Here is a 24,574-nt window from a genome sequence, read left to right as displayed (position 1 = left end):
TGATGGCAGCGGCATCCTTTTGTTTTTTTCTTTAAAAAACAAAAGATACAGCGGACAGCAGGAATAGCTCCTTAAAAAAAACACTCAAATCTTAAGCTGAAGTTTTAAAATGCGGAATGATTTTCGGACATTTGAAAACCAACATCAAAATTAAATTACCTTCATGTACGGAATCTGCAACCTGGCCATAATTCCAATGCGTGCCGAGTCGAGCGATAAAAGTGAAATCGTGTCTCAGGTCTTGTTTGGCGAGCATTTTGAAGTTTTGGAGCAACACAAACAATGGGCCAGGATCAGGCTTTACTTTGACAATTATGAAGGTTGGATTGATGTGAAACAGTACCAGCCCGTAAATAAAAATGATTATAAACAGCTTTGTGAAGACACTTTGGTGATGAATGCTGATTTAATTGAGTATGTAACGTCTGAGAAAAATCTTTTGATGCCGATACCTTTGGGTGCATCCCTGTCATTTTTGAACTATACTGATATCAATACTTCAGAGTTTATTTTTGAAGGGATGAAAACCAGCGGCGTAAAACCGAAATCTGACCTGGTGAATACTGCATTTATGTACCTGCATGCGCCCTATTTATGGGGAGGCAAAACACCGTTCGGGATTGATTGCTCCGGGTTCACGCAGATGGTTTACAAGCTGAATGGTTATAAATTGTTGCGTGATGCATCACAGCAGGCTACGCAGGGCGAGGCTTTGAGTTTCATAGAGGAAAGCGAGCCGGGTGATTTGGCATTTTTCGATAATGAGGAGGGAAATATCATCCATGTCGGGATTATCATGAAAGACAATTACATCATCCACGCCAGCGGGAAAGTCAGGATTGACAGGCTGGACCATCTTGGAATTTATAATGCGGAGACCAACAGGCACACACATAAACTGAGGGTCATTAAGAAAGTGATATAATAAAAAAGCCTGCTTCAAGCAGGCTTTTATTTGCAGTTATTCTTCTTTTATTGTGGCTTTAAGCGCCTTTGCTTTGTCCAGCAAATCGAGCGCGTTGTAAACACTGACAAGTGATCGTTTGGCATCATTGTCATTTGGGTTTACTTTCAGTGTTTTTTCGAGATAAAATGCGGCTTCGCCAAGGACGGCTTCCCTTTGTTTTTTGAGCTCATCATATTTTTTATTGTCGGCAGCAGAGTTCCCCAATTTATTCATCTGGTCAAGTTGCTGCTGAGAGACCTCAAGTTTCAGGGCTGCGAGATTAAAATCTGCTCCTTTGTAATCCGGTTTGATTTCAAGGGCTTTTTTATAAAATTTTTCTGCATTGGCATAGTCCTTACCGTTGTAGCTGATCACCCCGAGGTTAAAAATCAGGTCTGCATTATTTGGATCTTTTTCCAGGATTTTAGTAATGATCTTTTTATAAGTTTCCTGATCGTTATTTTTATAATAAAGCACTGCTTCTTCCATCATGATGGAACTATCTGTAGGATTTGCGGCTTCAGCTTCGGCGATAACAGCTTTGACATCATCGTTGAGGACTTCCTTGCGCATCTGGATAATAGCGATACTCCTGAGGATTCCTGGTCTTTTTGAGGCATTTTTCTCATCAGATGGCTTTTCATGCGTACCGATTTTTACAGCATTGTCTCTTGATTCTTTGTTTATGAATCCTTCTTCCTGCCCTGATAATTTTGAAACAGCAATATAAGTGGTGCCTTCGCCGGTGTAATTGATTTGCTTCAGTTCCATCAGATAAGGAAGCGCCAAATCATTATCTTTTGAATTCAATGCAGCACTTGAAGCATTAAAAAGATAATCTGTCTGCTTCTTATCCAATTGATAAAGCTGGTAATATTTACGCGCAGACTCCTTGTAATTTCCAGCGGTATAATCCTTATACGCATCATTTTTCATTGCGTTAGATATTACCAACTGCGCAGCTTCAGCTTGCTTACCGTATTTAGACTTTCCGGTTTTTTTCTCAGTATCATTAAGTAACTGATAGTTTTTCAGTGCTTCAGCATAATTTTTTGATGCTTCCACGCCCCTCTTTGCCAATTCGGCATGAACGTTTCCTTTGATAAAATAAAACTGTGCCCGATCGTCATCATTTGCCAATAAAGTTTCAGCTTGGGACAAATTGTTTTGTGCGCCGGCCACATCACCATTTTTTATCGCTTTTTCAGCCGCTTTCAATTGGTCTTTCTGTGCAAAAGATCCCGCTGAAAACAGCAACGCGGAGGCCATTATTACAAATTTAGTTTTCATATAAATTCATTTAAATTATTATTCCTCAATATCAATTTCAGTATCCGCAATCGGATCTTCATGGTCTTCATCACTTATTTCAGAAGTAGAATCTGTGGTTTCCAAAGGTCTTCCTTCTGCTGCAGCTTCTTCCACCGCACCTTCCAGCGCTTCTTCTTCGTCCTCTTTCATTACTTTCGTAACGGCAGCAATGGAATCGTTTCCTTTGATGTTGATGAGTCGTACACCTTGCGTAGCACGGCCCACGACCCTTAAATCTTCGACTGCCATCCTGATGGTCAATCCGGATTTGTTGATGATCATCAAATCATCGGCATCGGTCACACTATTGATGGAAACGAGTTTTCCGGTCTTTTCAGTGATGTTCAATGTTTTCACACCTTTACCACCACGGTTTGTGACGCGGTATTCTTCAAGGCTAGAACGCTTACCATAACCGTTTTCGGCAACCACAAGGATTTCGCTGTTCATATCGTTTACAGTAACCATACCAATCACTTCGTCCTTATCATCCTGAAGTGTGATGCCGCGTACACCGGAAGCAGTCCTTCCCATCGGACGCGTCTTGCTTTCTTCGAAACGCACCAGTTTTCCTGATTTTACGGCCACCAAAACCTGGCTTTCCCCATTGGTCAGTTTTGCTTCCAGCAATTCGTCATCTTCACGGATGGTAATAGCCGCCACCCCGTTAACCCTTGGACGGGAATATTGTTCCAAAGCAGTTTTTTTCACCTGGCCTTGTTTGGTCACCATAATAAGGTAATGGTTGTTGATGTATTCCTGGTCCTTCAGGTCCTGAGTACAGATGAAGGCTTTCACCTTATCGTCATTCTCGATATTGATAAGGTTCTGGATGGCACGGCCTTTGCTGGTCTTACTTCCTTCAGGAATTTCATAAACACGCATCCAGAAACATTTCCCTTTTCCGGTAAAGAACAGCATGTACTGGTGGTTTGTGGCCACATACATATGCTCCAGAAAATCCTGGTCGCGTGTCCCGGCACTCTTCTGCCCTACGCCGCCGCGGTTCTGCGTTTTGTATTCTGACAACGGCGTCCTTTTGATATAGCCAGCATGTGAAATCGTTATTACCACATTTTCATCGGCAATTAAATCTTCAATACTGACATCACCACCGGAATATTCGATCTGCGAACGGCGCTCATCACCATATTTATCACGGATTTCAGTAAGTTCTTCCTTGATTAGTTCCATACGCAGCTCTTTACTGGCCAATAATGCCTTCAAATGCTCAATCAACTTCATGATTTCTTCGTATTCAGCACGCAGTTTGTCCTGCTCTAATCCTGTCAGCTGACGCAGACGCATTTCAACAATCGCCTTGGACTGAATGTCCGAAAGGCTGAAGCGTTCCATCAATCGTTCCCTTGCCTGATCGGTATTGGCAGAACCACGGATGATTGCGATCACTTCATCAATATTATCCGAAGCAATAATCAATCCTTCTAAAATGTGCGCCCGCTCTTCCGCTTTGCGTAAATCATATTGCGTACGGCGTACGACAACATCATGACGGTGCTCAACGAAATAATGAATCAGGTCTTTCAGGTTCAGCATTTGCGGCCTTCCATTCACCAGAGCAATATTGTTTACACTGAAAGAAGACTGCAATTGCGTATACTTATATAAGGTATTCAAAACGACATTCGGAACCGCATCGCGTTTCAGGATATATACGATACGCATACCTGTCCTGTCCGATTCGTCACGGATATTGGCAATGCCTTCTATTTTTTTATCATTCACCAGATCCGCCGTTTTCTTGATCATTTCGGCTTTGTTAACCTGATATGGAATTTCTGTTACGATAATCGATTCGCGGCCTTCCACTTCTTCAAAGTTCACTTTGGCGCGCATCACAATTCTTCCACGGCCGGTCTTGAACGCTTCACGAACACCTTCGTAACCGTAAATCACACCACCCGTAGGGAAATCAGGTGCTTTGATATGATGCATTAATTCATCAATCTCGATATCATTATTGTCAATATACGCTAATGTACCGTCAATCACTTCCGTAAGGTTGTGCGGCGGCATATTCGTAGCCATACCGACGGCAATTCCGGAAGCGCCATTTACCAAAAGGTTCGGCACTTTGGTCGGCATTACTTTCGGCTCATAAAGCGTATCGTCAAAGTTTAGTTGGAAATCAACGGTTTCCTTATCGATATCAGCCATAATCTCCTCCGAGATTTTTTTCATCCTGGCCTCAGTATAACGCATTGCCGCAGGGCTGTCACCATCAACAGACCCGAAGTTACCCTGACCGTCAACGAGCAGGTAGCGAAGGCTCCATTCCTGGGCCATACGCACCATCGCGTCATAAACTGAAGTATCGCCGTGCGGGTGATACTTACCGAGCACTTCCCCGACGATTCTCGCAGATTTTTTATGGGCCCTGTTTGATAATACTCCTAATTCATACATTCCGAAAAGAACCCTTCTGTGAACGGGCTTCAGACCATCCCTGACATCAGGCAATGCTCTTGATACGATAACTGACATCGAATAATCGATGTAAGCTGACTTCATTTCGTCTTCAATGTTAATCGGAATTAACCTTTCTCCGTCAGACATATTGCTATTTTGGTTTTAAATTATATAATTGAAAAATCCCGCTAATATAACCTTTTCGACTTATTTTACGTATATAAACTTTTAGAAATTTGGCTGATTTATTAACAAATGAAGCGGTTTTATCGGTTAATAAGTTGATGGGGCTTTAACTTTTATTATCCGATATTTTTTTGTCAATTAGCTGACACTGTCCCGACAGGTATGGTTTTTGCTTTTGGAGCAGATATTCATTAAATTTACAATACCAATCTTATTTATTATGGATGATAATTTTTCACCAAGAGTAAAAGATGTCATTACTTACAGTAAGGAAGAAGCACTGCGACTGGGCCATGATTTCATTGGCACCGAGCATTTGATGCTTGGCATCCTGCGTGACGGAAACGGAAAAGCAATCAATATACTGAACAACCTATCCGTGGATCTGGAACATTTGCGCCGTAAGGTCGAAATCCTGAGCCCTGCCAGTCCGGCCGTTGAAATCAGCAATGACAAGAAAAACCTGCACCTGACCCGTCAGGCAGAGCGCGCTTTGAAGACCACTTTCCTGGAAGCGAAGGTTTTTCAAAGCACTTCTATCAGTACTGCACATCTTTTATTATGCATTTTACGAAACGAAAATGACCCTACAACCAAGCTGTTGAATAAGCTTAAAATCGATTATGACTCAGCTAAAGAACAATATTTAAATATGACGCCAAACGAAGAAGAATTTTTAGACAATTTGCCAAAAAACGAATCTTACAATGAAGATTCAGGACAAGATGACAGCCTGAAGGAAGGCAGTTTCAATAATCCCGCCAATAAGTCCAATAAGAAATCCAAGACACCCGTTCTGGATAATTTCGGAAGGGACCTGACTGAAATGGCTGAAGAAGGCAAACTCGACCCCGTCGTAGGCCGCGAGAAGGAAATCGAGCGTGTTTCACAAATTTTAAGCCGACGTAAGAAAAACAACCCATTGCTGATCGGTGAGCCTGGTGTTGGTAAATCCGCAATTGCTGAAGGACTGGCATTACGCATTATCCAGAAGAAAGTTTCCCGTATCTTATTTAATAAACGTGTAGTAACTTTGGATTTGGCCAGTCTTGTTGCCGGCACAAAATACCGCGGGCAATTCGAGGAAAGAATGAAAGCCGTCATGAACGAGCTTGAAAAAAATGACGATATTATCCTATTTATAGACGAGATTCATACCATTGTTGGAGCCGGAGGCGCAACTGGTTCGCTTGATGCTTCCAATATGTTCAAGCCTGCTCTTGCAAGAGGCGAAATCCAATGTATTGGTGCGACAACTTTAGACGAATACCGTCAATATATTGAAAAAGACGGTGCTTTGGAAAGGCGTTTCCAGAAAGTAATTGTAGAACCGACATCTGTTGAGGAAACCATCACGATTTTGAATAACGTCAAAAACAAATACGAAGACCACCACAATGTCACTTACACGCCCGAAGCGATTGAAGCCTGCGTGAAGTTGACAAACAGGTATATGTCTGAGCGTTTCCTTCCTGACAAAGCCATTGATGCGATGGATGAAGCAGGATCACGCGTGCACATCACCAATATTGACGTTCCAAAACAAATTCTTGACCTGGAACGCCAGTTGGAAGAAGTTCGTGAACTCAAAAATACGGTGGTTAAGAAACAAAAATATGAGGAAGCGGCCAAACTTCGTGATGATGAAAAACGCCTCGAGAAAGACCTGGCTATAGCCCAGGAACAATGGGAAGAAGAGTCTAAGAGCAACCGCATTTTGGTCACTGAAGATAATGTTGCAGACGTGGTCTCAATGATGACCGGAATTCCCGTAAACCGTATCGCACAAACTGAAAGCAATAAATTAGCTAAGCTGCCGGAACTAATTACAAATAAGGTCATTGGACAAAATGAAGCGGTATTAAAAATCGCCCGTTCTATCCAAAGGAACCGTGCCGGATTGAAAGACCCGAACCGACCAATCGGATCGTTTATCTTCCTCGGGCAAACCGGTGTCGGTAAAACACAATTGGCAAAAGTCCTTGCAAAGGAATTGTTTGATTCCGAAGATGCTTTGGTGCGTATTGACATGAGCGAATACATGGAAAAATTCGCCATTTCAAGATTGGTAGGTGCGCCTCCGGGATATGTCGGTTATGAAGAAGGCGGGCAGCTCACCGAAAAAGTAAGACGGAAACCTTATTGTGTAGTGCTTCTGGACGAGATTGAAAAAGCGCATCCGGATGTCTTCAATATGATGCTGCAGGTTTTAGACGATGGTTATTTAACAGACAGTCTAGGACGCAAAATCGATTTCAAGAATACGATCATTATCATGACTTCGAATATCGGGGCACGCCAATTAAAAGATTTCGGGCAGGGTGTCGGTTTCGGGACTTCCGCAAAGATCTCCCAGGCTGATGAGCATTCGAAAAGTGTCATTGAAAACGCATTGAAAAAATCATTTGCGCCGGAATTCCTGAACAGGATCGATGACGTGATTGTGTTCAATCCGTTAGAAAAACACGATATCGACCAGATCATTGAGATTGAACTTAAGAAATTATATGCCCGTATCGCCGATTTAGGCTACAAACTGAATCTGTCAGACAAAGCCAAAGCATTTATTGCCGATAAAGGTTTTGACAAGCAATTTGGCGCAAGACCGTTAAAAAGAGCCATCCAGAAGTACGTCGAAGACGCTTTGGCAGAAGAAATCATCACTTCCAAAATAGGAAATGGCGACGAAATCTACATGGATCTTGAAGACGATTCCGCTCAGGAACTGACGGTTAAAGTCCAGAAGGCTGAAGAACCAACGAACTAATTATTTAATCCTTATAAATTAAACCTCTGAAACAAAATTTCAGAGGTTTTTCTTTTTATAATTCCGGTTTCAGCATACATTTGGGTAAAATAATATCTTTAAGATGCTCCAAGAAAAAGTCATCGTCGGAAGTGAAGAATGGTGCTCCTTTCCTACACTCGGAATCCCAACAATCAAAGCCCGCGTCGATTCAGGCGCCAAAACTTCCGCTTTACATGCCATCAACATTGCCCCATTTATCAAAAATGGAGAAAACTGGGTGAAATTTGATGTAAACCCAATACAGAATAACGTTAAAACGGTCATCCATTGTGAATCGAAACTGATTGATAAGCGCGTCGTAAAAAGCTCCAGCGGTTTCCGTGAACAGCGTTATGTTATTGGTTCAGACCTTGAAATCGGTGGCAAAATCTGGCAGATTGAAATTACCTTAACCAACAGGGATTCCATGGGATTTCGTATGCTTTTAGGACGCGAAGCCATGAGCGGGCGCATTCTTGTTGATCCTGAAGAAACCTATTTATTAGGCGAACCCACTTCCGATAGTTTAAGGGAAATTTACAAAGCTGCTGTCACACGGCAAGGCGGATTGCGTATCGGGGTTTTGGCCAGTAATCCCGAATTGTACAGCAACAAACGCATCATGGAAGCCGGTGAAATGCGTGGACATGAAATGCATTTCCTGAACATTAAGGAATGTTATATGAAACTTGATGCTACGACTCCTGAAATACATTACCGCGGCGGCAGGGTTCTGGATGATTTTGACGCGGTTATCCCGAGGATCAGGCCCAGTATAACGTTTTATGGTTGTGCTCTGACACGGCAGTTTGAGGCTTTAAAGGTCTTTTGCCTGAATTCTGCAGCAGCTATTACACAATCCCGTGATAAATTATTTTCACTGCAACTGTTGCTAAATCATGGCGTTGACATTCCTACTACAGGCTTTGCAAATTCCCCATTGGACACCAATGACCTGATCAAGATGGTTGGCGGCCCGCCCATTATCGTCAAATTACTGGAAGGTACACAAGGAAAAGGTGTCGTTTTGGCAGAAACCAAAAAGGCTGCAGAAAGTGTGATCAATGCTTTTAAAAGCCTTAATGCCAATATTTTGGTTCAGGAATTTATTAAGGAAGCCAACGGGAAAGACATTCGCTGTTTTGTAATTGACGGAAAAGTTGTTGCTGCAATCCAAAGGGAAGCATTGCCGGGTGAATTCCGGGCGAATATTCATTTGGGTGGTACCGCATCTGTTATAAAAATTACTGCCGAAGAGAAAAAGATTGCCATAAAAGCAGCCAAAGCCATGGATTTAAAAGTCGCCGGTGTAGATATTATCCGATCTTCAAAAGGACCACTCTTGCTCGAGGTGAATTCCTCTCCGGGCCTTGAAGGCATTGAAGGCGCTACGAATAAGGATATTGCAGGAGAAATGATCTTAGCGATTGAAGCGCATTTCAAAAATAAACCTGTAAAAAAGAAAATGCCGAATGAATCCCTATCTTGACATAGCACTCCGAAGCGCAGCCGTTTACATCTTTATGGTGTTGGCGCTACGTATTTTTGGCAAGAAGGAATTGTCACAACTCAATACTGCCGACGTTGTATTGATATTGCTGATCAGCAATTCGGTGCAGAATGCCATGGTAGGAGCTGACAGTACACTCTGGGGCGGGTTATGCGCTGCATTGATTTTATTCCTATTGAACTTCATCGTTAAAAAACTGATTTTCCGTTACAAAGGTTTGGGCGAATTGCTGCAGGAAAAGCCGCAAATCCTGATACACAATGGGAAGGCTGATTTCAGGATGCTTGCGCATGAAAGTATTTCCCACGATGAATTGATGGAAGCCATACACGAACATGGCATCGAAAACATCAGTGATGTGAAGCTGGCAATGCTTGAAATGGATGGCAATATCAGCATTATTTCAGGAGATAAAAACCTGAGTCAAACCCATTATAAGCGTAAAAAGAACCGCAAAAGCCTGACAAGAATAGCTTAAGGATGCAGTTTTGGCGTAAAATCAATGAACGTATCCGCATCGTCAAGGAACATATAACTGCTCACCACAGTATCTTTTTCTTCAAGCAGCATTACATGTGCCTGGTAGTAAACCTTTTTTCCGGAATCAGCCATTAATTTATCATAAGCCAACTTCTTCTCGGTGTAGCGGTGCATTTCATATTTGCATTCCGGTGAAATACAGGAAGCCATAGTTTTCATCATGTAAACCGCTTTCTGCGACAAGATGCCGTACACTTTTTTAGCCGGAATTTCGATGATTTCTATCTGGACCTTATCGGCATAAGCGGCAGCACCATCCATTTTTTTCATTTGTTCGCGAACCGCTTTCTCCTGTTCCGGATATTTAGATTCGGCGCAGGAAAAGACAAAGCCAATACAAATAAGGAATATGATTTTCTTCATGTTTTTGATTTTGCCAAAAATACTGTTTTTACAAAATAAAAGAGAGGCACTTTACTGAAAAGGCCTCTCTATTGTAGCATTTTAATGTAACCGGCTGTTAACGTTGACAGTACCTCGCGATTCAAGAATTACTTTGCTATGGAATAAAATCCAATGAATCTGTAATATTCTTATCATCAATTCCGCTACATTATAAAACTACAAAATATTGACTATCGGGAAAAACCTTAATCTCATTTTGTGTTTTATTTAACACTAATACATTGATTTGCCGATATTTATAAACGCTTTTCCTAAATTTTGGATGATGTCGGAAGCAGTAAAAGATTCCGTGCCTGTTTCGGGTAAAGCGATATCTGCTGTGAGGCCTTGAAGGTAAACGCCCAAAATCGCCGCATCAATAGGGCGGTAAGATTGAGCCAGCAGCGAAGTGATGATCCCAGTAAGCACATCACCGCTTCCGGCTGTGGCAAGCGCCGGATTTCCCGTCGCATTCTGGAAAACTTCAGCTCCTGATATAATGCAAGTCGGAGCACCTTTCATCACTATAATCACATTGTGCTGATTTGCAAATACTGTTGCCATCACGAATTTTTCTTTTTCGGTTTCCCATTTCCCGATCAGTCGTTCCAGTTCTTTGGGGTGTGGCGTAAGTATGGTGCCGGGTTTAAGAAGGTCCTTGTATTTTTTTGCTGACGCCAGGATATTTAAACCATCAGCGTCAATGACCAAAGGGAAGTCATTTGTTTTCATGAAATTATAAAAAGCTTTTTTGGTCCATGCCTCCTGCCCCATCCCCGGCCCGATCCCAATAGCCTGTGGTTTTATGGGAAATTTAATGGATGTAATGCTGTCTTTGTCTTTATCGGTGATGACCATGGCTTCGGGGATTGAAACCTGCACAATCTCATAACCGCATTCCGGGATGAAGGCTGTTACCAATCCGCAGCCTGATCGTAATGCCGCTTCCGCAGAAAGGCAGATTGCCCCGATTTTACCATAACTCCCACCGATAATTAAGGCGTGGCCGCGAGTTCCTTTGTGGTCATCGGGCTTTGCGTGGCGGTAAATTTTCCGGATTTGCGATCTGGTGACTTTTGTGGTTTTCATACCTAAATATACGAATAAACATTGTTTTTACGAATGAGCAGCCCGGATCGAAGCGGCATCCTTTTTCTTCTTTCTTTAAGAAGAAAAAGATACAGTGTAGCGCCGGAAATTGCTGCCCAAAAAACAATTAATAATTTAATAAAAAATGATACTTTAGCAACACAAACTTTTATCACGATACAATGAAAAATACCGCGCTGACACACGTCCACGAAAGCCTTGGGGCGAAAATGCTGCCATTTGCAGGTTACAATATGCCGATACTTTATGAAGGCGTAAATGCTGAACATGAAACCGTACGCGAAGGTGTTGGGGTTTTTGATGTTTCACATATGGGGGAATTCTTCCTCTCCGGCCCGAACGCATTGGACCTGATCCAGAAAGTAACTTCGAATGACGCATCAACACTGACTGTAGGACGTGCGCAATATTCCTGCCTGCCTAACAATGACGGCGGAATCGTAGACGATCTGATTGTTTATAAAATAGGCGAAGAAGAATATATGCTGGTCGTCAATGCTTCCAATATTGATAAAGACTGGGATTGGATTTCATCACACAATGACCTTGGCGTAAAGATGGAAAACCGCTCAGACGATTATTCGTTGCTCGCCATCCAGGGCCCGAAAGCTGTTGAAGCCATGCAGTCTTTGTCATCTATAGATTTATCAAGCATTGCGTATTATCATTTTGCAGTGGGTGATTTTGCCGGTTTTAACGACATCATCATTTCCGCAACGGGTTACACCGGTTCGGGCGGTTTCGAGATTTATTGCAAAAATGAACAGGTGGAAACGCTTTGGAACAAGGTTTTTGAAGCCGGCGCTCCTTATGGTATCAAGCCCATCGGTTTGGCCGCGCGGGATACTTTAAGGTTGGAGATGGGATTTTGCCTTTACGGAAATGACATCAACGATACCACATCGCCATTGGAAGCCGGTTTGGGATGGATTACGAAATTCAACAAAGATTTTACCAACTCGGAAAACCTGAAAAAACAAAAAGAGACCGGCGTGACGCGCAAACTGGTCGGTTTTGAGCTCACTGAGCGTGGGGTACCTAGGCAGGATTATGACATTGTCGACAAAGAAGGAAATCTAATAGGTACCGTAACGTCGGGAACTATGGCTCCTTCTTTGAATAAAGGCATCGGACTGGGTTATGTGACTACAGAAAACAGTGCCTTCGACAGCGAAATCTTTATCCGCATCAGGAAAAATGATATTGCTGCGAAGGTGGTGAAATTGCCGTTTTACAAAAAGTAGTACATGAAGAAACTATTACCGGTTTTGTTATTGTGGAATATCACGCTGTATGCGCAGGACAGCGGCAAGGCCTGTGAATTGCTTTCAAAAATAAATACGCTCGTACAGCGTGAACACTACAAACCCAAGCCGATCGACGACAGTCTTTCGGCTTATGTTTTTGATGAAATGATGAACCGGCTTGATATGGGGCGGAATATTTTCAGCAAAAATGAGTATGACAAACTTACGGCACACCGCCTAAAGATCGATGATTACCTTAACGAGGGGAAATGCGGCTTTTTGGATGAATTTACCGAAACCTGGAAAACAGCCTTGGTACGCAAGCAGAAAACCATTGAATCCTTGCGTAACGTGGCCCTGGATTATAATTCTAAAGACAGCGTGAAATTCAGCAAAAAGAATTTTGCTTTTGATCTTGCCGAAACCGATTTCGATCGTGTATGGAAAAAAAGGCTGCGGTTTGAAATCCTTGACGATATTGCCAAACTCAGCAAAAACCTTGATTCGCTGAAACAAAATTTTGTGTCTTTGGAAAAAATATCCAAAGCTAAAATACTGGATACCAATTTATGTAAAGTATCCAGCATCCTTGAGAACAAGAAAGGCCTCGAATACCAATTGCAGGGCTTTATGCTTGATGCATTCTGCAGTTATTTCGATCCGCATTCCAATTATTTTTCGGTGGATGCTAAATCGAGTTTCCTGTCAGGCCTTTCTACGAGCAACCTGTCCCTTGGACTTGATATTACGTTAAACGAAAAAGAGGAAATCATCGTCGGGGATGTTATTCCCGGCGGCCCGGCAGCGCGAAGCGGGAAATTTGAAAAAGGCGATACCATCGTCAGGGTAGCCAATGCAAAAGGGGAAGAATATTGGGTTTCATGCACTTCATTGGAAACCATTGGGGAACTGATTTTTTCGGATACCAATAAGGAAGTCAATATTACGATTCGGAAAAAAAATGGCAGCACCGTTGAGGCTGGCCTGCAGAAGGAAATCATGAAAGACCTTCAAAACAGTGTTTACAGCTACATCGCCGAAAAAAACGGTATGCGCGTGGGTTATATCAATATCCCTAATTTTTATTCCGATTTTGAAAGCAACAGCCCTTTTGGCTGCGCCGATGATGTGGTAAAGGAGATAATCAAGCTCCAGGAGGACAAAGTGGAAGGGATCGTAATTGATTTACTCGACAATGGCGGTGGCTCTATGGAGGAAGCCATCAGGCTCGTCGGGATGTTCATAGATATCGGGCCGGTTTCAATATTGGCGAATAGCAAAGGCCGCCAGAATATCCTGAAAGATACCAATCGCGGCATGGCTTACACCGGCCCGGTAGTGATACTCGTTAATGGATTTTCTGCATCGGCAAGCGAATTTTTCTCGGCTGCGATGCAGGATTACAACCGTGCTATTGTCATCGGGGCACCCACATTGGGCAAAGCGACGATGCAGACAATCATGCCTTTGGACAATAAGAACGAAGATTTCGTCAAGCTTACAGTCGAAAAATTCTACCGTATTACCGGTGAAAGCGGGCAAATCAAAGGCGTTATCCCCGATCTGGAATTACCAGTGCTTTTTGACGGCGTGATCAAAAGGGAGGACAGTTATAGAAACGCTTTGGTGCACGATTCGATTGCAACAAAAGCGCGTTTCCAGCGGCTGCTCATCCCTAATAAAGACAGGGTTTTAGGCCTCAGCAAAGAAAGGATTAAGAACAATTCGCGTTTTAATGATTTGCGCCGGTATAATAATGAAATCAATATAATGTATGAAAAACAGCGCGGCCCGATCAGGCTGACGCTCGCCGATGTCTTTAAGGATATCCACGAAATCGATCCGCTTTGGGACAAGGTTAAGGAAATCACACAAAGGCCTGCCAATACTGCCATCAGCAACACCACTTATGAAATTATGAAGATGGACAGCGATCCTTTTGAAAAGGAAATCAACACCTTTAAAATTAAAGATGTCCAAAATAGCCCATATCTTGAAGAAGCGATCAACATCATCAGGGATTACAAGGAATTCCTCAAAATGAACTGATCAACAAAAAAATCAAGTTGGCAGTTACCGTTAACAGTTGGCAATAGTGAAAGCCGATAAAAATCATTTGCAAAAACGAGCAGAAATATTATTTTTGTGTGCGTTAAGAAAAACACATTACTATGGGAAGAGCGTTTGAGTTCAGGAAAGGCAGGAAAATGAAGCGTTGGTCGGCGATGGCCAAAGCATTTACCCGTATCGGGAAAGATATCGTAATGGCCGTGAAGGAAGGCGGCCCGAATCCGGAAGCCAATTCAAGGCTGCGTGCCGTCATGCAGAATGCGAAGGCTGCAAACATGCCAAAGGAAAACGTAGAGCGTGCGATTAAAAAAGCTACCGATAAAGATACCGCGAATTATAAAGAAGTATTGTTCGAAGGTTATGCGCCACACGGCATCGCGTTGCTGATTGAAACCGCTACCGACAATAATAACAGGACTGTGGCCAACATCCGCAGTTATTTCAATAAATGTAACGGGACAATGGGAACCCAGGGTTCGGTAGAGTTTATGTTTGACCATACCTGCAATTTCAGGATTCCTTCTGATGGCGTTGACGTGGAAGAACTCGAACTGGAATTCATCGATTTCGGAGCGGAAGAGATTTTTGCTGATGAAGACGGCATTTTGATTTATGCGCCTTTCGAAAGTTTTGGCGCCATCCAGAAAGAACTGGAAAGCCGCGGGATGGAAATCCTGTCGTCAGGATTCGAAAGGATCCCGCAGATTACCAAAGAACTTACGGAAGCACAGGTCGCCGATGTCGAGAAACTCATCGAGAAGATCGAGGAAGATGATGACGTGATGAACGTGTATCATACCATGCAAGAATAAACATGATGAGGAGGGTAAGATTTTAAGACATCTTAATATCTTAAAGTGAAGCGGTCTTAAAATCCAAAATCATAAAAACTCTGGAGGAAACTTCGGAGTTTTTTTATTCAATATATACGCTATGAACGCAGAAGTCATCCGGAAGTCTTCTGACATATATCCTATAATCGTAGGATGCCATCCGAAAGCCTTCTGACATATACCCTACGAACGTAGATGTCATCCGGAAGCCCTCTGACATATACCCTACGATCGTAGGATGCGATCCGGAAAAAATCCACATTCAAAAAAATTCAGGCAAACTGTAACAATCGTAAATTGCGGCAGTCATTGATTCAAACTACTAACAAAATAATTGGAACAGACCGAAACCCATATCGATAACCTGATACGGTTGTGCAAGGAAAACAGCCGTGCCGCACAGTTCGAATTGTACAATCTCTATTATAAAGCGATGTACAACACTGCACTGCGGATCGTTAAGGACATTCATTGGGCGGAAGATGTGATGCAGGAATCGTTCATGAAAGCTTTTACGAAGCTGGATTCGTTTAAGGGCGAAGTGACTTTCGGGGCGTGGCTCAAAAGGATTGTCATCAACCACAGCATCGACAACTATAAGAAAATCAACAAGAATGCGGTATCATCATTAGACGATGTACTTTATAAAGTGGGCGATCATGCAGAGGAAACGGACGGATTTGATTTTACTGGCATGAAAGCACAACAGATCCTGAATTGCATCAAATCATTGAAAGACAATTACAGGCTGGTACTGACCTTACTTTTCGTAGAAGGTTATGATCAGGAGGAAATCAGCGAAATCATGAACATTAACGCAGGCAATTGCAGGACACTGATCAGCAGGGCGAAAGACAGCCTGCGGCAAAAAATAGACAGCTTATGAATATGGAATATGACAACAAAAAAGGGTTCCACTTATCAGACTTTGATACAGAAGAACCGCCGATGGGCCACCACCAAAGGTTTATGGAGCGCCTTGAAGGGCACCAGAGAAATAAAAAACGCTTTCCTTACACGACAGTATTATCGATTGCCGCTTCGATTGTGGTCCTTTTAGGGATATGGATCAGTTTTAATCCGATGCCATCCGATAAACCGATGGCGAAATTATCTGCTGAAAACAGGGAAACACAGGAGTATTTTACCCATGTCATCCATAAGGAACTTGCCTCGCTGAAGGCAGCAAGCAGCCCGGAGACCAAACCCATCCTCGACGATGCTTTCAGGCAACTTCAGGAACTGGACAACGATTACAATAAATTAATGAAAGAGCTTTCTGAAAAAGGCGAAAATAAACAGATCATCCATGCGATGATCACCAACCTGCAAACACGCATTTCATTTCTGGAAAGGGTAGAAACGCAAATTGACAGAATCAAACAATTTAAAAGCAAATCATCATGAGAATCAAATTTAAATCAATAGTAATAGCGCTCCTTTTCCTTTCCGGATTTGCTGCAAAAGCAACTGATGGGCTGGTGAAGAAGGAGAAGAAAATCAGCAAGGCTTATAACGTCAACGCCGATGCCATAGCGGATATCAAGAACAAATACGGCAATATTTATGTCGCCACCTGGGACGAAAACAAGATACAGATCGATGTGGTGATTACTGTGGAAGGCAGGGATGAAAAGAAAGTTGACAAACGCCTCAGCTCTATTGATGTGGCATTTGAAGCTTTGAAAGCTAAGATTTCAGCTAAAACTATTTTCGGGGGCGAAGCGGAAAATAAAACCAATATGGAAGTCAATTACACTGTCAGGATTCCGCGAAAAGGCAGTATTGATTTGAATAACAAATACGGCAATATTATCGTCGACAGGATTTCAGGTTATGCCAATATCGATTGTCAATATGGCAACCTGACGATTGGGGATTTGCAGGGTGATATCAATAGCATCCGTTTGAAATATTGTGACAAGACCACCATCGGTTCTGCAAAATCCATCACGCTCGATTCACAGTATTCCAATGTAAACCTTAAAAAGGCCGATAATATCATTTATAGCGGCGATTATTCGAACTTCAGTGCACAGGAAACAGGTAAAGTGATTTATAAAGGAGATTATGGGGAATTATTTTTAGGGGAAGTCGATGATATTACCATCCGCGGGGATTACCTGACGATGAAAATAGTAATGCTGAATAAAAACCTGGCTTCCAACACAAGCTACAGCAACCTGAATCTTGGGATTGCCGCCAAAGCAAATAATGTGGCCATTAATGGCGATTACTCCAACTTTGAAATCAGGTATGATGCCGACTACAGTTTTGATTTCGACATTGCCCTGAGATACACGGACCTAAAGTCAAGCGGATTGACCTTCCAAAGTAAAAAAGAGTCCGGGACTTCCTCGAATTACAAAGGATTTTATAAAAGTGCAGGAAAAAATAAACTGAATATCGCGTTGGAATACGGCGATTTGAAATTAATCAGGATCTAAGGGTTTTAATCATCATACTAATCAAAATTTAATCAAAATGAAAAATGCAATTCAGGTTTTAGTTGTTTTTATGTTCTCCATGTTTGCTCATGCACAGGATAAAAGAAATCCCGGCCATTTTACCGGTGTAGAAGTTCGAGGCGCTTTCGATGTTGTTTTAATGAAAGGCACCGAAGGCGTTACAGTACATGCCGACAAATCAACTTTGCAATACATTAAGACAGAGGTTCAAAATGGTATATTGGCCATTTACGTGGAAGGAAAGCACAACATTAAAGGCGATGTAAAAATCGAAGTTTCTTATGAAACACTAAGCCAGGTTATCCTTAACGGTTCCGGAGATATTGTTAACGAAGGAAAAATTGATACGCAAAATATGAATGTACAATTGATTGGTTCCGGCGATATCACATTAAGCATCCAGGCTGAAAACATGAAGGCTTCCCTTGACGGCTCCGGAGACATTAAGCTTGAGGGCAAAGCAACAAACTTCAAGGCTGATGTAACGGGTTCAGGGGATTTGGAAGCGCACAAACTTCAGGCACAAAATGTAAAGGCAAAAGTAATCGGTTCCGGAGATTGTTCTGTTTACGCAGCAGCGGCAATTCAGGCCTTTGTGGAAGGTTCGGGAGACATTACCTATTATGGAAATCCACCTGCAGAAGAAACCAAAGTTTCAGGTTCTGGAAGTATCGACAAAAAATAATGTATTGATACGGTTAAAGTTAGTAGTTTGACACAGAACGAAAAACCCCGGACTTTCGTCCGGGGTTTTGTATAATTATGAATTACAAATTATAAATTACGATCTGGAATTCGTAATTTATTTAATGAATTCTATCTTCTGCGCTTCCTCAGCATTTACACTATCAAAGAATCCCTGCTCATTCATCCAGTCATCACTGAATACTTTGCTCATATAACGCGAACCGTGATCAGGAAAGATGGCAATGACATTACTGTTTTCATTAAACTCTCCTTCTTCTGCATATTGCTTGATGGCCTGCATTACAGCACCGGAAGTATATCCTACGAATAAACCTTCTTTTTTAGCGATTTCCCTTGTAGTATGGGCGCTTTCCTCATCGGTTACTTTCATGAAATGATCAATAACATCGAAATCGGTAGCAGTTGGAATCAGGTTTTTACCCAATCCTTCGATACGGTACGGATAAATCTCGTTGGCATCGAATTCTTTGGTTTCATGGTATTTTTTTAATACAGAACCAAAAGCATCAACGCCTAAAATACGGATTTCAGGATTTCTTTCCTTGAGGTATTTCGCAGCGCCGGAAATGGTTCCGCCGGTACCGCTACACGCAATAAGGTGGGTAATCTTCCCATTGGTCTGTTCCCAGATTTCAGGTCCGGTAGACTTGTAATGTGCGTCAATATTCAATTGGTTGAAATACTGGTTGATGTATACGGAGCCTTTTGTTTCTTCGTGCAAACGCTTGGCAACACTGTAATAAGAGCGGTCATCATCTGCCGAAACGTGTGCCGGGCAAACGTACACTTTGGCCCCAAGGCTGCGCAGCATGTCGATTTTGTCTTTTGATGATTTGGAACTTACAGCAAGAATACAGTTGTATCCTTTAATGATGCTGACCATGGCCAGGCTGAATCCCGTATTTCCCGAAGTGGTTTCAATGATGGTATCACCGGGAGAAAGAATGCCTTGTTTTTCAGCCTCTTCGATAATGTAAAGTGCAATCCTGTCTTTAGTCGAGTGTCCCGGGTTAAAGGCTTCTACTTTTGCGTAAAAATTTCCCGGTAAAGATTCAGTGATTTTGTTCAGTTTTATAAGAGGTGTGTTTCCTATTAAACCTAAAACATTATCGTAAGCTTTTATATCTTCTTTCATAAAATAAATTAGTCAAGGCAGTTTGGTAGTCTTTTTGCAGACTTCAAAACATTGCAAATTTAATAAAATATTTTAAACTATCTTTCTATTCCCTCTAAATCTAACAAAAAACTGAATTCCTTTGCCAGTTCTTTCAGGGCTTCAAATCTTCCCGAAGCACCGCCGTGGCCGGCATCCATGTTCGTATCGAGAAACAGCAGGTTGTTATCTGTTTTTAATGCCCGCAATTTGGCCACCCATTTTGCTGGTTCCCAATATTGCACCTGTGAATCATGCAAGCCTGTGGAAACGTACATGTTAGGATACGCTTTTGCCGTGACATTGTCATATGGAGAATAGGATTTCATATACTCGTAATATTTTTTTTCATTCGGATTGCCCCATTCATCGTACTCCCCTGTCGTTAGTGGGATGGAATCATCGAGCATGGTAGTGACGACATCTACAAACGGAACCTGGGCAATTACACCATGATACAATTCAGGTGCCATATTAACAACAACACCCATCAATAAGCCGCCTGCGGAACCGCCTTCAGCGTATAAATGTTGTGCAGCAGTATATTTTTCAGCAATCAGAAACTTTGAGCAATCAATAAAATCAGTAAATGTATTTTTCTTTTTAAGCAATTTCCCGTCTTCATACCAGTGGCGGCCGAGTTCTTCGCCTCCGCGGATGTGTGCAATGGCATAAACAAACCCACGGTCGAGCAATGATAACCTCGTTGAAGAAAAATAGGGATCCATCGAAGCGCCGTAGGAACCATACGCATAAAGCAACGTTGGATTGCTATTGTCTTTTTTCAATCCTTTTCTGTAAACGACTGAAATTGGGATTTTCGTACCATCGGCAGCGGTTGCCCACAGCCTTTCTTCTGTATAGTTATTTTTGTCGAATTTGCCGCCGAGCACCTGTTGCTCCTTCAGTACCTCCTTATGTTTGGTTTTCATATTGAAATCGATTACCGATGACGGCGTAGCCATCGACTGGTAACTGTAACGCAGCACATCGGTTTCAAAATCAACATTTGTAGTGGTGTATGCCGTATAGGTTTCGCTTTCAAACGGAAGGTAATAAGCACCTTCCCCATTCCAGGGGCGGATCTGGATTTTCGTGAGTCCGTTTGAGCGCTCTTCTACGACAAGATAATCTTTAAAAATCTCGATATCTTCCAGAAGCACGTCTTTACGATGCGGGATCAATTCCGTCCAATGCGATTTTTCTGTAGCATTTTCAGGTGTTTGCATCAGCTTAAAGTTTTCAGCATGATCTGCATTGGTACGGATATAGAAATGATTTCCGTAATGGGAAATGGAATATTCGAGTCCGCGTATCCTTTTCTGGAATACCTTAAAATCTCCTTCCGCATGGTCAGCAGCAAGGAAACGGTATTCTGTAGTCAGCGTACTTCCGGATTCGATGATGATGTATTTACGGGATTTCGATTTACTGACTTCTACCGCAAAAGTGTCGTCTTTTTCATGATAAACCAATACATCTTTTTTAGGATCGGAACCGGATTTATGGCGATACACCTTATCAGAACGTAAGGTCACTTTATCCTGGCGGGTATAGAAAATGGTTTTATTATCATTTGCCCAGACTGAATTTCCTGTGGTATTTTCAATCTTATCAGCAATTACTTCATCAGTCAGGAGGCTTTTGACCTGAATGGTATAAATCCTCCTGCCTACAATGTCAATTCCAAAAGCTACCTGCGTATTATCGGGGCTGATGCTGAGGCCTCCCATATGGAAATACGTATGCCCTTTTGCCATGTCATTGCAGTCAAACAAAATCTCTTCTTTTGCAGAAAGGCTGCCTTTGCGGCGTGAATAAATTGGGTAATCCTTACCGGTCTCGAAACGGGTGATGTAATAATAGCCATTATAAAAATAGGGGACGGAACTGTCGTCTTCCTTAATCCTGGCTTTCATTTCCTTAAACAATTCATCCTGTAAAGGTTTGGTATGGGCAGTCATCTTCTGGTAATATTCGTTCTCCTTTTTAAGGTAATCGATGACTTCGGGATTCTCGCGATTATTGAGCCAATAATAATTATCGGTACGGATGTCGCCATATTTTTCAAGTTGTTTTGGAATAATCTTAGCTACCGGGGCTGGTAAGTTGTGGGCCATTTTAGAGTTGCTTTTATTAGTGCATGAAGCGGCAAAAATAAGGGAAAGACATGTCGCAACGGTTACACTTTTCATAAAAAAATTTATACTTGTAACTTGCAATTTAATAAATTTGCGTTTACAATTTCTTAAAATTATCAACATGTTCGGAGACCTGATGGGAATGATGGGCAAGCTTCAGGAAGCCCAGAAAAAAGTAGCAGAAGCGAAACAACGCCTCGACACCGTTTTAATCGATGAGCAAAGTAATGACGGCTTGTTGAAAGTTACCGTTACGGCGAATAACACAGTGCGGTCGGTATCTGTAAGCGATGAATTATTGCAGGATAAGGAACAGCTGGAGGATTATATCGTCATGGTTATCAACAATGCCATTGCAAAAGCGGCTAAGATCAGCGAAGCGGAATTGGCAGCCGCCGCTAAAGATGGCATGCCCGATATACCGGGGTTGTTTTAATTAGATAATGAGGAAATTAGATAATTAGATAATACTCAGCGGACTCAAAAAATTATCTGATTATCTAATTCCTATGCGCTGCAACGTCTCCCGCACATAGTCGTGCATTACTTCCTTATAGTCAAGATGGGTGACGATACGCAATTTCCCCTGCCCCATCGAACTGATCAGGATATTCCTTTCTTTTAAAGCCTGGATTAACTGGTTTTCGTCGAGGCCTTTCCTTAAGTTAAAAATAAGGATGTTTGTTTCAACCGGTTCGACCTGTTCCACCCAATTGAGTGACTGTAACAAGGCACCCAATTCCTTCGCACGGCGATGATCGTCGGCTAATCTTGCCACATGGTGGTCCAATGCATAAATTCCGGCTGCAGCTAAATATCCGACCTGACGCATGCCACCTCCCAATATTTTTCTAATCCGGAGCGCGCGATCGATCGTCTTTTGATCCGAAACCAATAAAGAACCGATTGGCGCACCAAGCCCTTTGGATAAACAAACGGATATCGTGTCGAACATTTGTCCGTATATTTTCGGGTTTTCTTTGGTCACCACCAGCGCATTCCATAAACGGGCACCGTCCAGGTGGAATTTGAGGTTATTTTCAGAACAGACGTTTTTGATTTTAGCCAGTTCATTGATATCATAACAAGCACCTCCTCCTTTATTCGTAGTATTTTCAACACAAACAAGGCTCGTCAGCGGATTGTGGTAAAACGCCGGCGGATTGATTGCGGCAGCCACCTGATCCGCATTGATCATGCCCCGGTTCCCATCGAGAAGGCAACAGGAAACACCGCTATTGAAGGATACGCCGCCCCCTTCATAATGAAAAACGTGCGCCCATTTGTCAGCAATCAATTGCTCTCCGGGTTGTGTGTGCAGTTTGATGGCGGTCTGGTTGGCCATAGTCCCTGACGGAAAAAACATCGCAGCTTCCATCCCAAACAAAGCAGCCACTTTGGCTTCAAGCGCATTTACCGTAGGATCCTGTTTGTAAACATCATCACCCACTGCAGCCTGAAACATATATCGAAGCATGTCAGGGGTTGGTTTGGTCACCGTGTCACTGACTAAATTTATTTCCATATTCTCGAAAGGATGTCTTATTTTTGTGAACCCGGACGCAAAGCGCGAACGGGCATTTTAGCAAAACAAAATTACATTTATTTATGACAAATACCGAACAAATTAAAGGTATTGTAGAGCGCCTTGGTGCGTTGAGGAGGTATCTTTGACGTTGATGCCAAGCTTATAGAAATTACAAACGAAGAGGAAAAAACACTCGCTCCCGATTTCTGGAACAATGCCAAAGAAGCCGAAGCTTACGTTAAAACCCTCAGGACCAAAAAGAAATGGGTCGAGGATTATGTTAGGGCAGAACAATTGACTGATGAACTGCAACTGGCATACGAATTCTTCCGCGAAGGAGAGCTTTCAGAAGACGAGCTCGACGAGGCGTATCATAGTGCCAATTCCCATATTGAAGCTATTGAATTCCGAAACATGCTGTCCGATGAAGGTGATTCATTGAGCGCCGTATTGCAGATTACTGCCGGTGCCGGTGGTACCGAAAGCTGCGATTGGGCCGAAATGCTGATGCGCATGTACATGATGTGGGGTGAGCGAAATGGCTATAAAATCAAGGAACTTAACTTTCAGGGCGGTGAGGTTGCCGGGATTAAAACGGTTACGCTGGAGTTTGAAGGCGATTATTCTTTCGGTTACTTAAAAGGAGAAAACGGTGTCCACCGATTGGTGCGCATCTCCCCTTTCGACAGCAATGCGAAACGCCATACCTCATTTGTTTCTGTCTATGTTTATCCTCTGGCTGATGATACGATTGAAATTGAAATCAACCCCTCCGATATTTCCTGGGAAACCATGCGTTCGAGCGGGGCGGGCGGGCAGAATGTAAACAAGGTAGAAACTGCAGTCCGGCTTCGCCACCATCCAACGGGCATTATCATTGAGAATTCGGAAACGCGTTCCCAATTGGACAATAAGACCAAAGCAATGCAGTTGCTTAAGTCTCAATTGTACGAAATCGAATTAAAGAAAAAGCAGGCATTGCGTGACGAGATTGAAGCGAAAAAGATGAAAATAGAATGGGGTTCGCAGATACGCAATTATGTCCTGCATCCTTATAAATTAGTCAAAGATGTGCGGACAGCCTATGAAACCAGCGATACCGAAGGCGTTTTAAACGGCGAAATCGATGAGTTTTTGAAAGCATACCTGATGATGATGGGGCAAAAGGAAGAAGAAAGTTAGCCGCAGTTTGCAGCCCAGTACGCAGTTGATTGACATACT

20 protein-coding genes are annotated in these 24,574 nt (G+C 42.6%); 13 read left to right on the top strand and 7 right to left on the bottom strand.

Annotated elements, in window-relative coordinates; genetic code table 11:
• The first annotated feature begins 163 nt into the window (after positions 1 to 163).
• Entirely contained in the window at positions 164 to 925 is a 762-nt protein-coding gene (locus HYN49_RS11120) for a C40 family peptidase (protein WP_108904187.1), read from the top strand.
• A gap of 36 nt (positions 926 to 961) precedes the next feature.
• Here HYN49_RS11120 and HYN49_RS11115 read toward each other — a convergent pair whose 3' ends face one another.
• Both HYN49_RS11115 and gyrA read right to left on the bottom strand, forming a co-directional pair.
• Positions 962 to 2,236 carry a tetratricopeptide repeat protein gene (locus HYN49_RS11115; RefSeq protein WP_108904186.1) on the bottom strand — a complete coding sequence of 425 codons (1,275 nt, stop codon included), beginning with the start codon at positions 2,234 to 2,236 and terminating at the stop codon, positions 962 to 964.
• 18 nt (positions 2,237 to 2,254) lie between these two features.
• Positions 2,255 to 4,834 carry a DNA gyrase subunit A gene (gene gyrA / locus HYN49_RS11110; RefSeq protein ID WP_108904185.1) on the bottom strand — a complete coding sequence of 860 codons (2,580 nt, stop codon included), beginning with the start codon at positions 4,832 to 4,834 and terminating at the stop codon, positions 2,255 to 2,257.
• A 259-nt stretch (positions 4,835 to 5,093) separates the two neighbouring features.
• Between gyrA and HYN49_RS11105 the strand changes: the two genes are divergently transcribed.
• The 3 genes from HYN49_RS11105 (at position 5,094) to HYN49_RS11095 (ending at position 9,649) form a co-directional block, all read left to right on the top strand.
• Positions 5,094 to 7,640 (top strand): ATP-dependent Clp protease ATP-binding subunit, encoded by a 2,547-nt coding sequence (locus tag HYN49_RS11105; RefSeq protein ID WP_108904184.1) that lies wholly within the window; start codon positions 5,094 to 5,096, stop codon positions 7,638 to 7,640.
• Between the two features lie 103 nt (positions 7,641 to 7,743).
• Positions 7,744 to 9,150 (top strand): 30S ribosomal protein S6--L-glutamate ligase, encoded by a 1,407-nt coding sequence (gene rimK / locus HYN49_RS11100; protein WP_108904183.1) that lies wholly within the window; start codon positions 7,744 to 7,746, stop codon positions 9,148 to 9,150.
• On the top strand, positions 9,134 to 9,649 hold the full coding sequence (locus HYN49_RS11095) for a DUF421 domain-containing protein (protein ID WP_108904182.1): 516 nt from the start codon (positions 9,134 to 9,136) through the stop codon (positions 9,647 to 9,649). Before rimK ends, HYN49_RS11095 begins: the two co-directional genes overlap by 17 nt.
• Here the strand turns inward: HYN49_RS11095 and HYN49_RS11090 are convergent.
• Both HYN49_RS11090 and HYN49_RS11085 read right to left on the bottom strand, forming a co-directional pair.
• Complete coding sequence (locus HYN49_RS11090; RefSeq protein WP_108904181.1) at positions 9,646 to 10,074, bottom strand: hypothetical protein; 429 nt, start codon at positions 10,072 to 10,074, stop codon at positions 9,646 to 9,648. The genes HYN49_RS11095 and HYN49_RS11090 overlap by 4 nt on opposite strands.
• 255 nt (positions 10,075 to 10,329) lie before the next feature.
• Positions 10,330 to 11,184 (bottom strand): NAD(P)H-hydrate dehydratase, encoded by an 855-nt coding sequence (locus HYN49_RS11085; RefSeq protein WP_108904180.1) that lies wholly within the window; start codon positions 11,182 to 11,184, stop codon positions 10,330 to 10,332.
• A 182-nt stretch (positions 11,185 to 11,366) separates the two neighbouring features.
• On the opposite strand from HYN49_RS11085, the gene gcvT reads away from it, so the two are divergent.
• The 7 genes from gcvT (at position 11,367) to HYN49_RS11050 (ending at position 18,508) form a co-directional block, all read left to right on the top strand.
• Positions 11,367 to 12,449 (top strand): glycine cleavage system aminomethyltransferase GcvT, encoded by a 1,083-nt coding sequence (gene gcvT / locus HYN49_RS11080; protein WP_108904179.1) that lies wholly within the window; start codon positions 11,367 to 11,369, stop codon positions 12,447 to 12,449.
• Between the two features lie 3 nt (positions 12,450 to 12,452).
• On the top strand, positions 12,453 to 14,501 hold the full coding sequence (locus tag HYN49_RS11075; protein ID WP_108904178.1) for a S41 family peptidase: 2,049 nt from the start codon (positions 12,453 to 12,455) through the stop codon (positions 14,499 to 14,501).
• A 122-nt stretch (positions 14,502 to 14,623) separates the two neighbouring features.
• The gene (locus HYN49_RS11070; RefSeq protein ID WP_108904177.1) at positions 14,624 to 15,334 is read left to right on the top strand and encodes a YebC/PmpR family DNA-binding transcriptional regulator; all 711 of its coding nucleotides are present in this window, start codon (positions 14,624 to 14,626) and stop codon (positions 15,332 to 15,334) included.
• A gap of 355 nt (positions 15,335 to 15,689) precedes the next feature.
• Entirely contained in the window at positions 15,690 to 16,241 is a 552-nt protein-coding gene (locus HYN49_RS11065) for an RNA polymerase sigma factor (RefSeq protein ID WP_108904176.1), read from the top strand.
• The gene (locus tag HYN49_RS11060; protein WP_146185095.1) at positions 16,238 to 16,762 is read left to right on the top strand and encodes a hypothetical protein; all 525 of its coding nucleotides are present in this window, start codon (positions 16,238 to 16,240) and stop codon (positions 16,760 to 16,762) included. The genes HYN49_RS11065 and HYN49_RS11060 overlap by 4 nt, the downstream gene beginning before the upstream one ends.
• The gene (locus HYN49_RS11055; RefSeq protein ID WP_108904174.1) at positions 16,759 to 17,802 is read left to right on the top strand and encodes a DUF4097 family beta strand repeat-containing protein; all 1,044 of its coding nucleotides are present in this window, start codon (positions 16,759 to 16,761) and stop codon (positions 17,800 to 17,802) included. Before HYN49_RS11060 ends, HYN49_RS11055 begins: the two co-directional genes overlap by 4 nt.
• Before the next feature lie 37 nt (positions 17,803 to 17,839).
• Entirely contained in the window at positions 17,840 to 18,508 is a 669-nt protein-coding gene (locus HYN49_RS11050) for a head GIN domain-containing protein (protein ID WP_108904173.1), read from the top strand.
• A 117-nt stretch (positions 18,509 to 18,625) separates the two neighbouring features.
• Here the strand turns inward: HYN49_RS11050 and HYN49_RS11045 are convergent, their stop codons facing one another.
• On the bottom strand, positions 18,626 to 19,666 hold the full coding sequence (locus HYN49_RS11045; RefSeq protein ID WP_108904172.1) for a PLP-dependent cysteine synthase family protein: 1,041 nt from the start codon (positions 19,664 to 19,666) through the stop codon (positions 18,626 to 18,628).
• A 77-nt stretch (positions 19,667 to 19,743) separates the two neighbouring features.
• Positions 19,744 to 21,804 (bottom strand): S9 family peptidase, encoded by a 2,061-nt coding sequence (locus HYN49_RS11040; protein WP_245892165.1) that lies wholly within the window; start codon positions 21,802 to 21,804, stop codon positions 19,744 to 19,746.
• A 142-nt stretch (positions 21,805 to 21,946) separates the two neighbouring features.
• On the opposite strand from HYN49_RS11040, the gene HYN49_RS11035 reads away from it, so the two are divergent.
• The gene (locus tag HYN49_RS11035) at positions 21,947 to 22,261 is read left to right on the top strand and encodes a YbaB/EbfC family nucleoid-associated protein (protein ID WP_108904170.1); all 315 of its coding nucleotides are present in this window, start codon (positions 21,947 to 21,949) and stop codon (positions 22,259 to 22,261) included.
• A 60-nt stretch (positions 22,262 to 22,321) separates the two neighbouring features.
• Here the strand turns inward: HYN49_RS11035 and HYN49_RS11030 are convergent, their stop codons facing one another.
• Positions 22,322 to 23,350 carry a threonine aldolase family protein gene (locus HYN49_RS11030; RefSeq protein ID WP_108904169.1) on the bottom strand — a complete coding sequence of 343 codons (1,029 nt, stop codon included), beginning with the start codon at positions 23,348 to 23,350 and terminating at the stop codon, positions 22,322 to 22,324.
• Positions 23,351 to 23,433: 83 nt separating this feature from the next.
• Here HYN49_RS11030 and prfB point away from each other — a divergent pair.
• A protein-coding gene (gene prfB / locus HYN49_RS11025; protein ID WP_108904168.1) for a peptide chain release factor 2 occupies positions 23,434 to 24,535 on the top strand; the annotation gives its coding sequence in 2 pieces (ribosomal slippage) (positions 23,434 to 23,496 and positions 23,498 to 24,535; 1,101 coding nt in all).
• Positions 24,536 to 24,574 lie beyond the last annotated feature (39 nt).

The sequence above is a fragment of the Flavobacterium pallidum genome, assembly GCF_003097535.1.
Taxonomy (GTDB): Bacteria; Bacteroidota; Bacteroidia; order Flavobacteriales; family Flavobacteriaceae; genus Flavobacterium; species Flavobacterium pallidum.
Note: the sequence above shows the minus strand (reverse complement) of the source record. Positions and strands in the feature narration are given on the sequence as shown.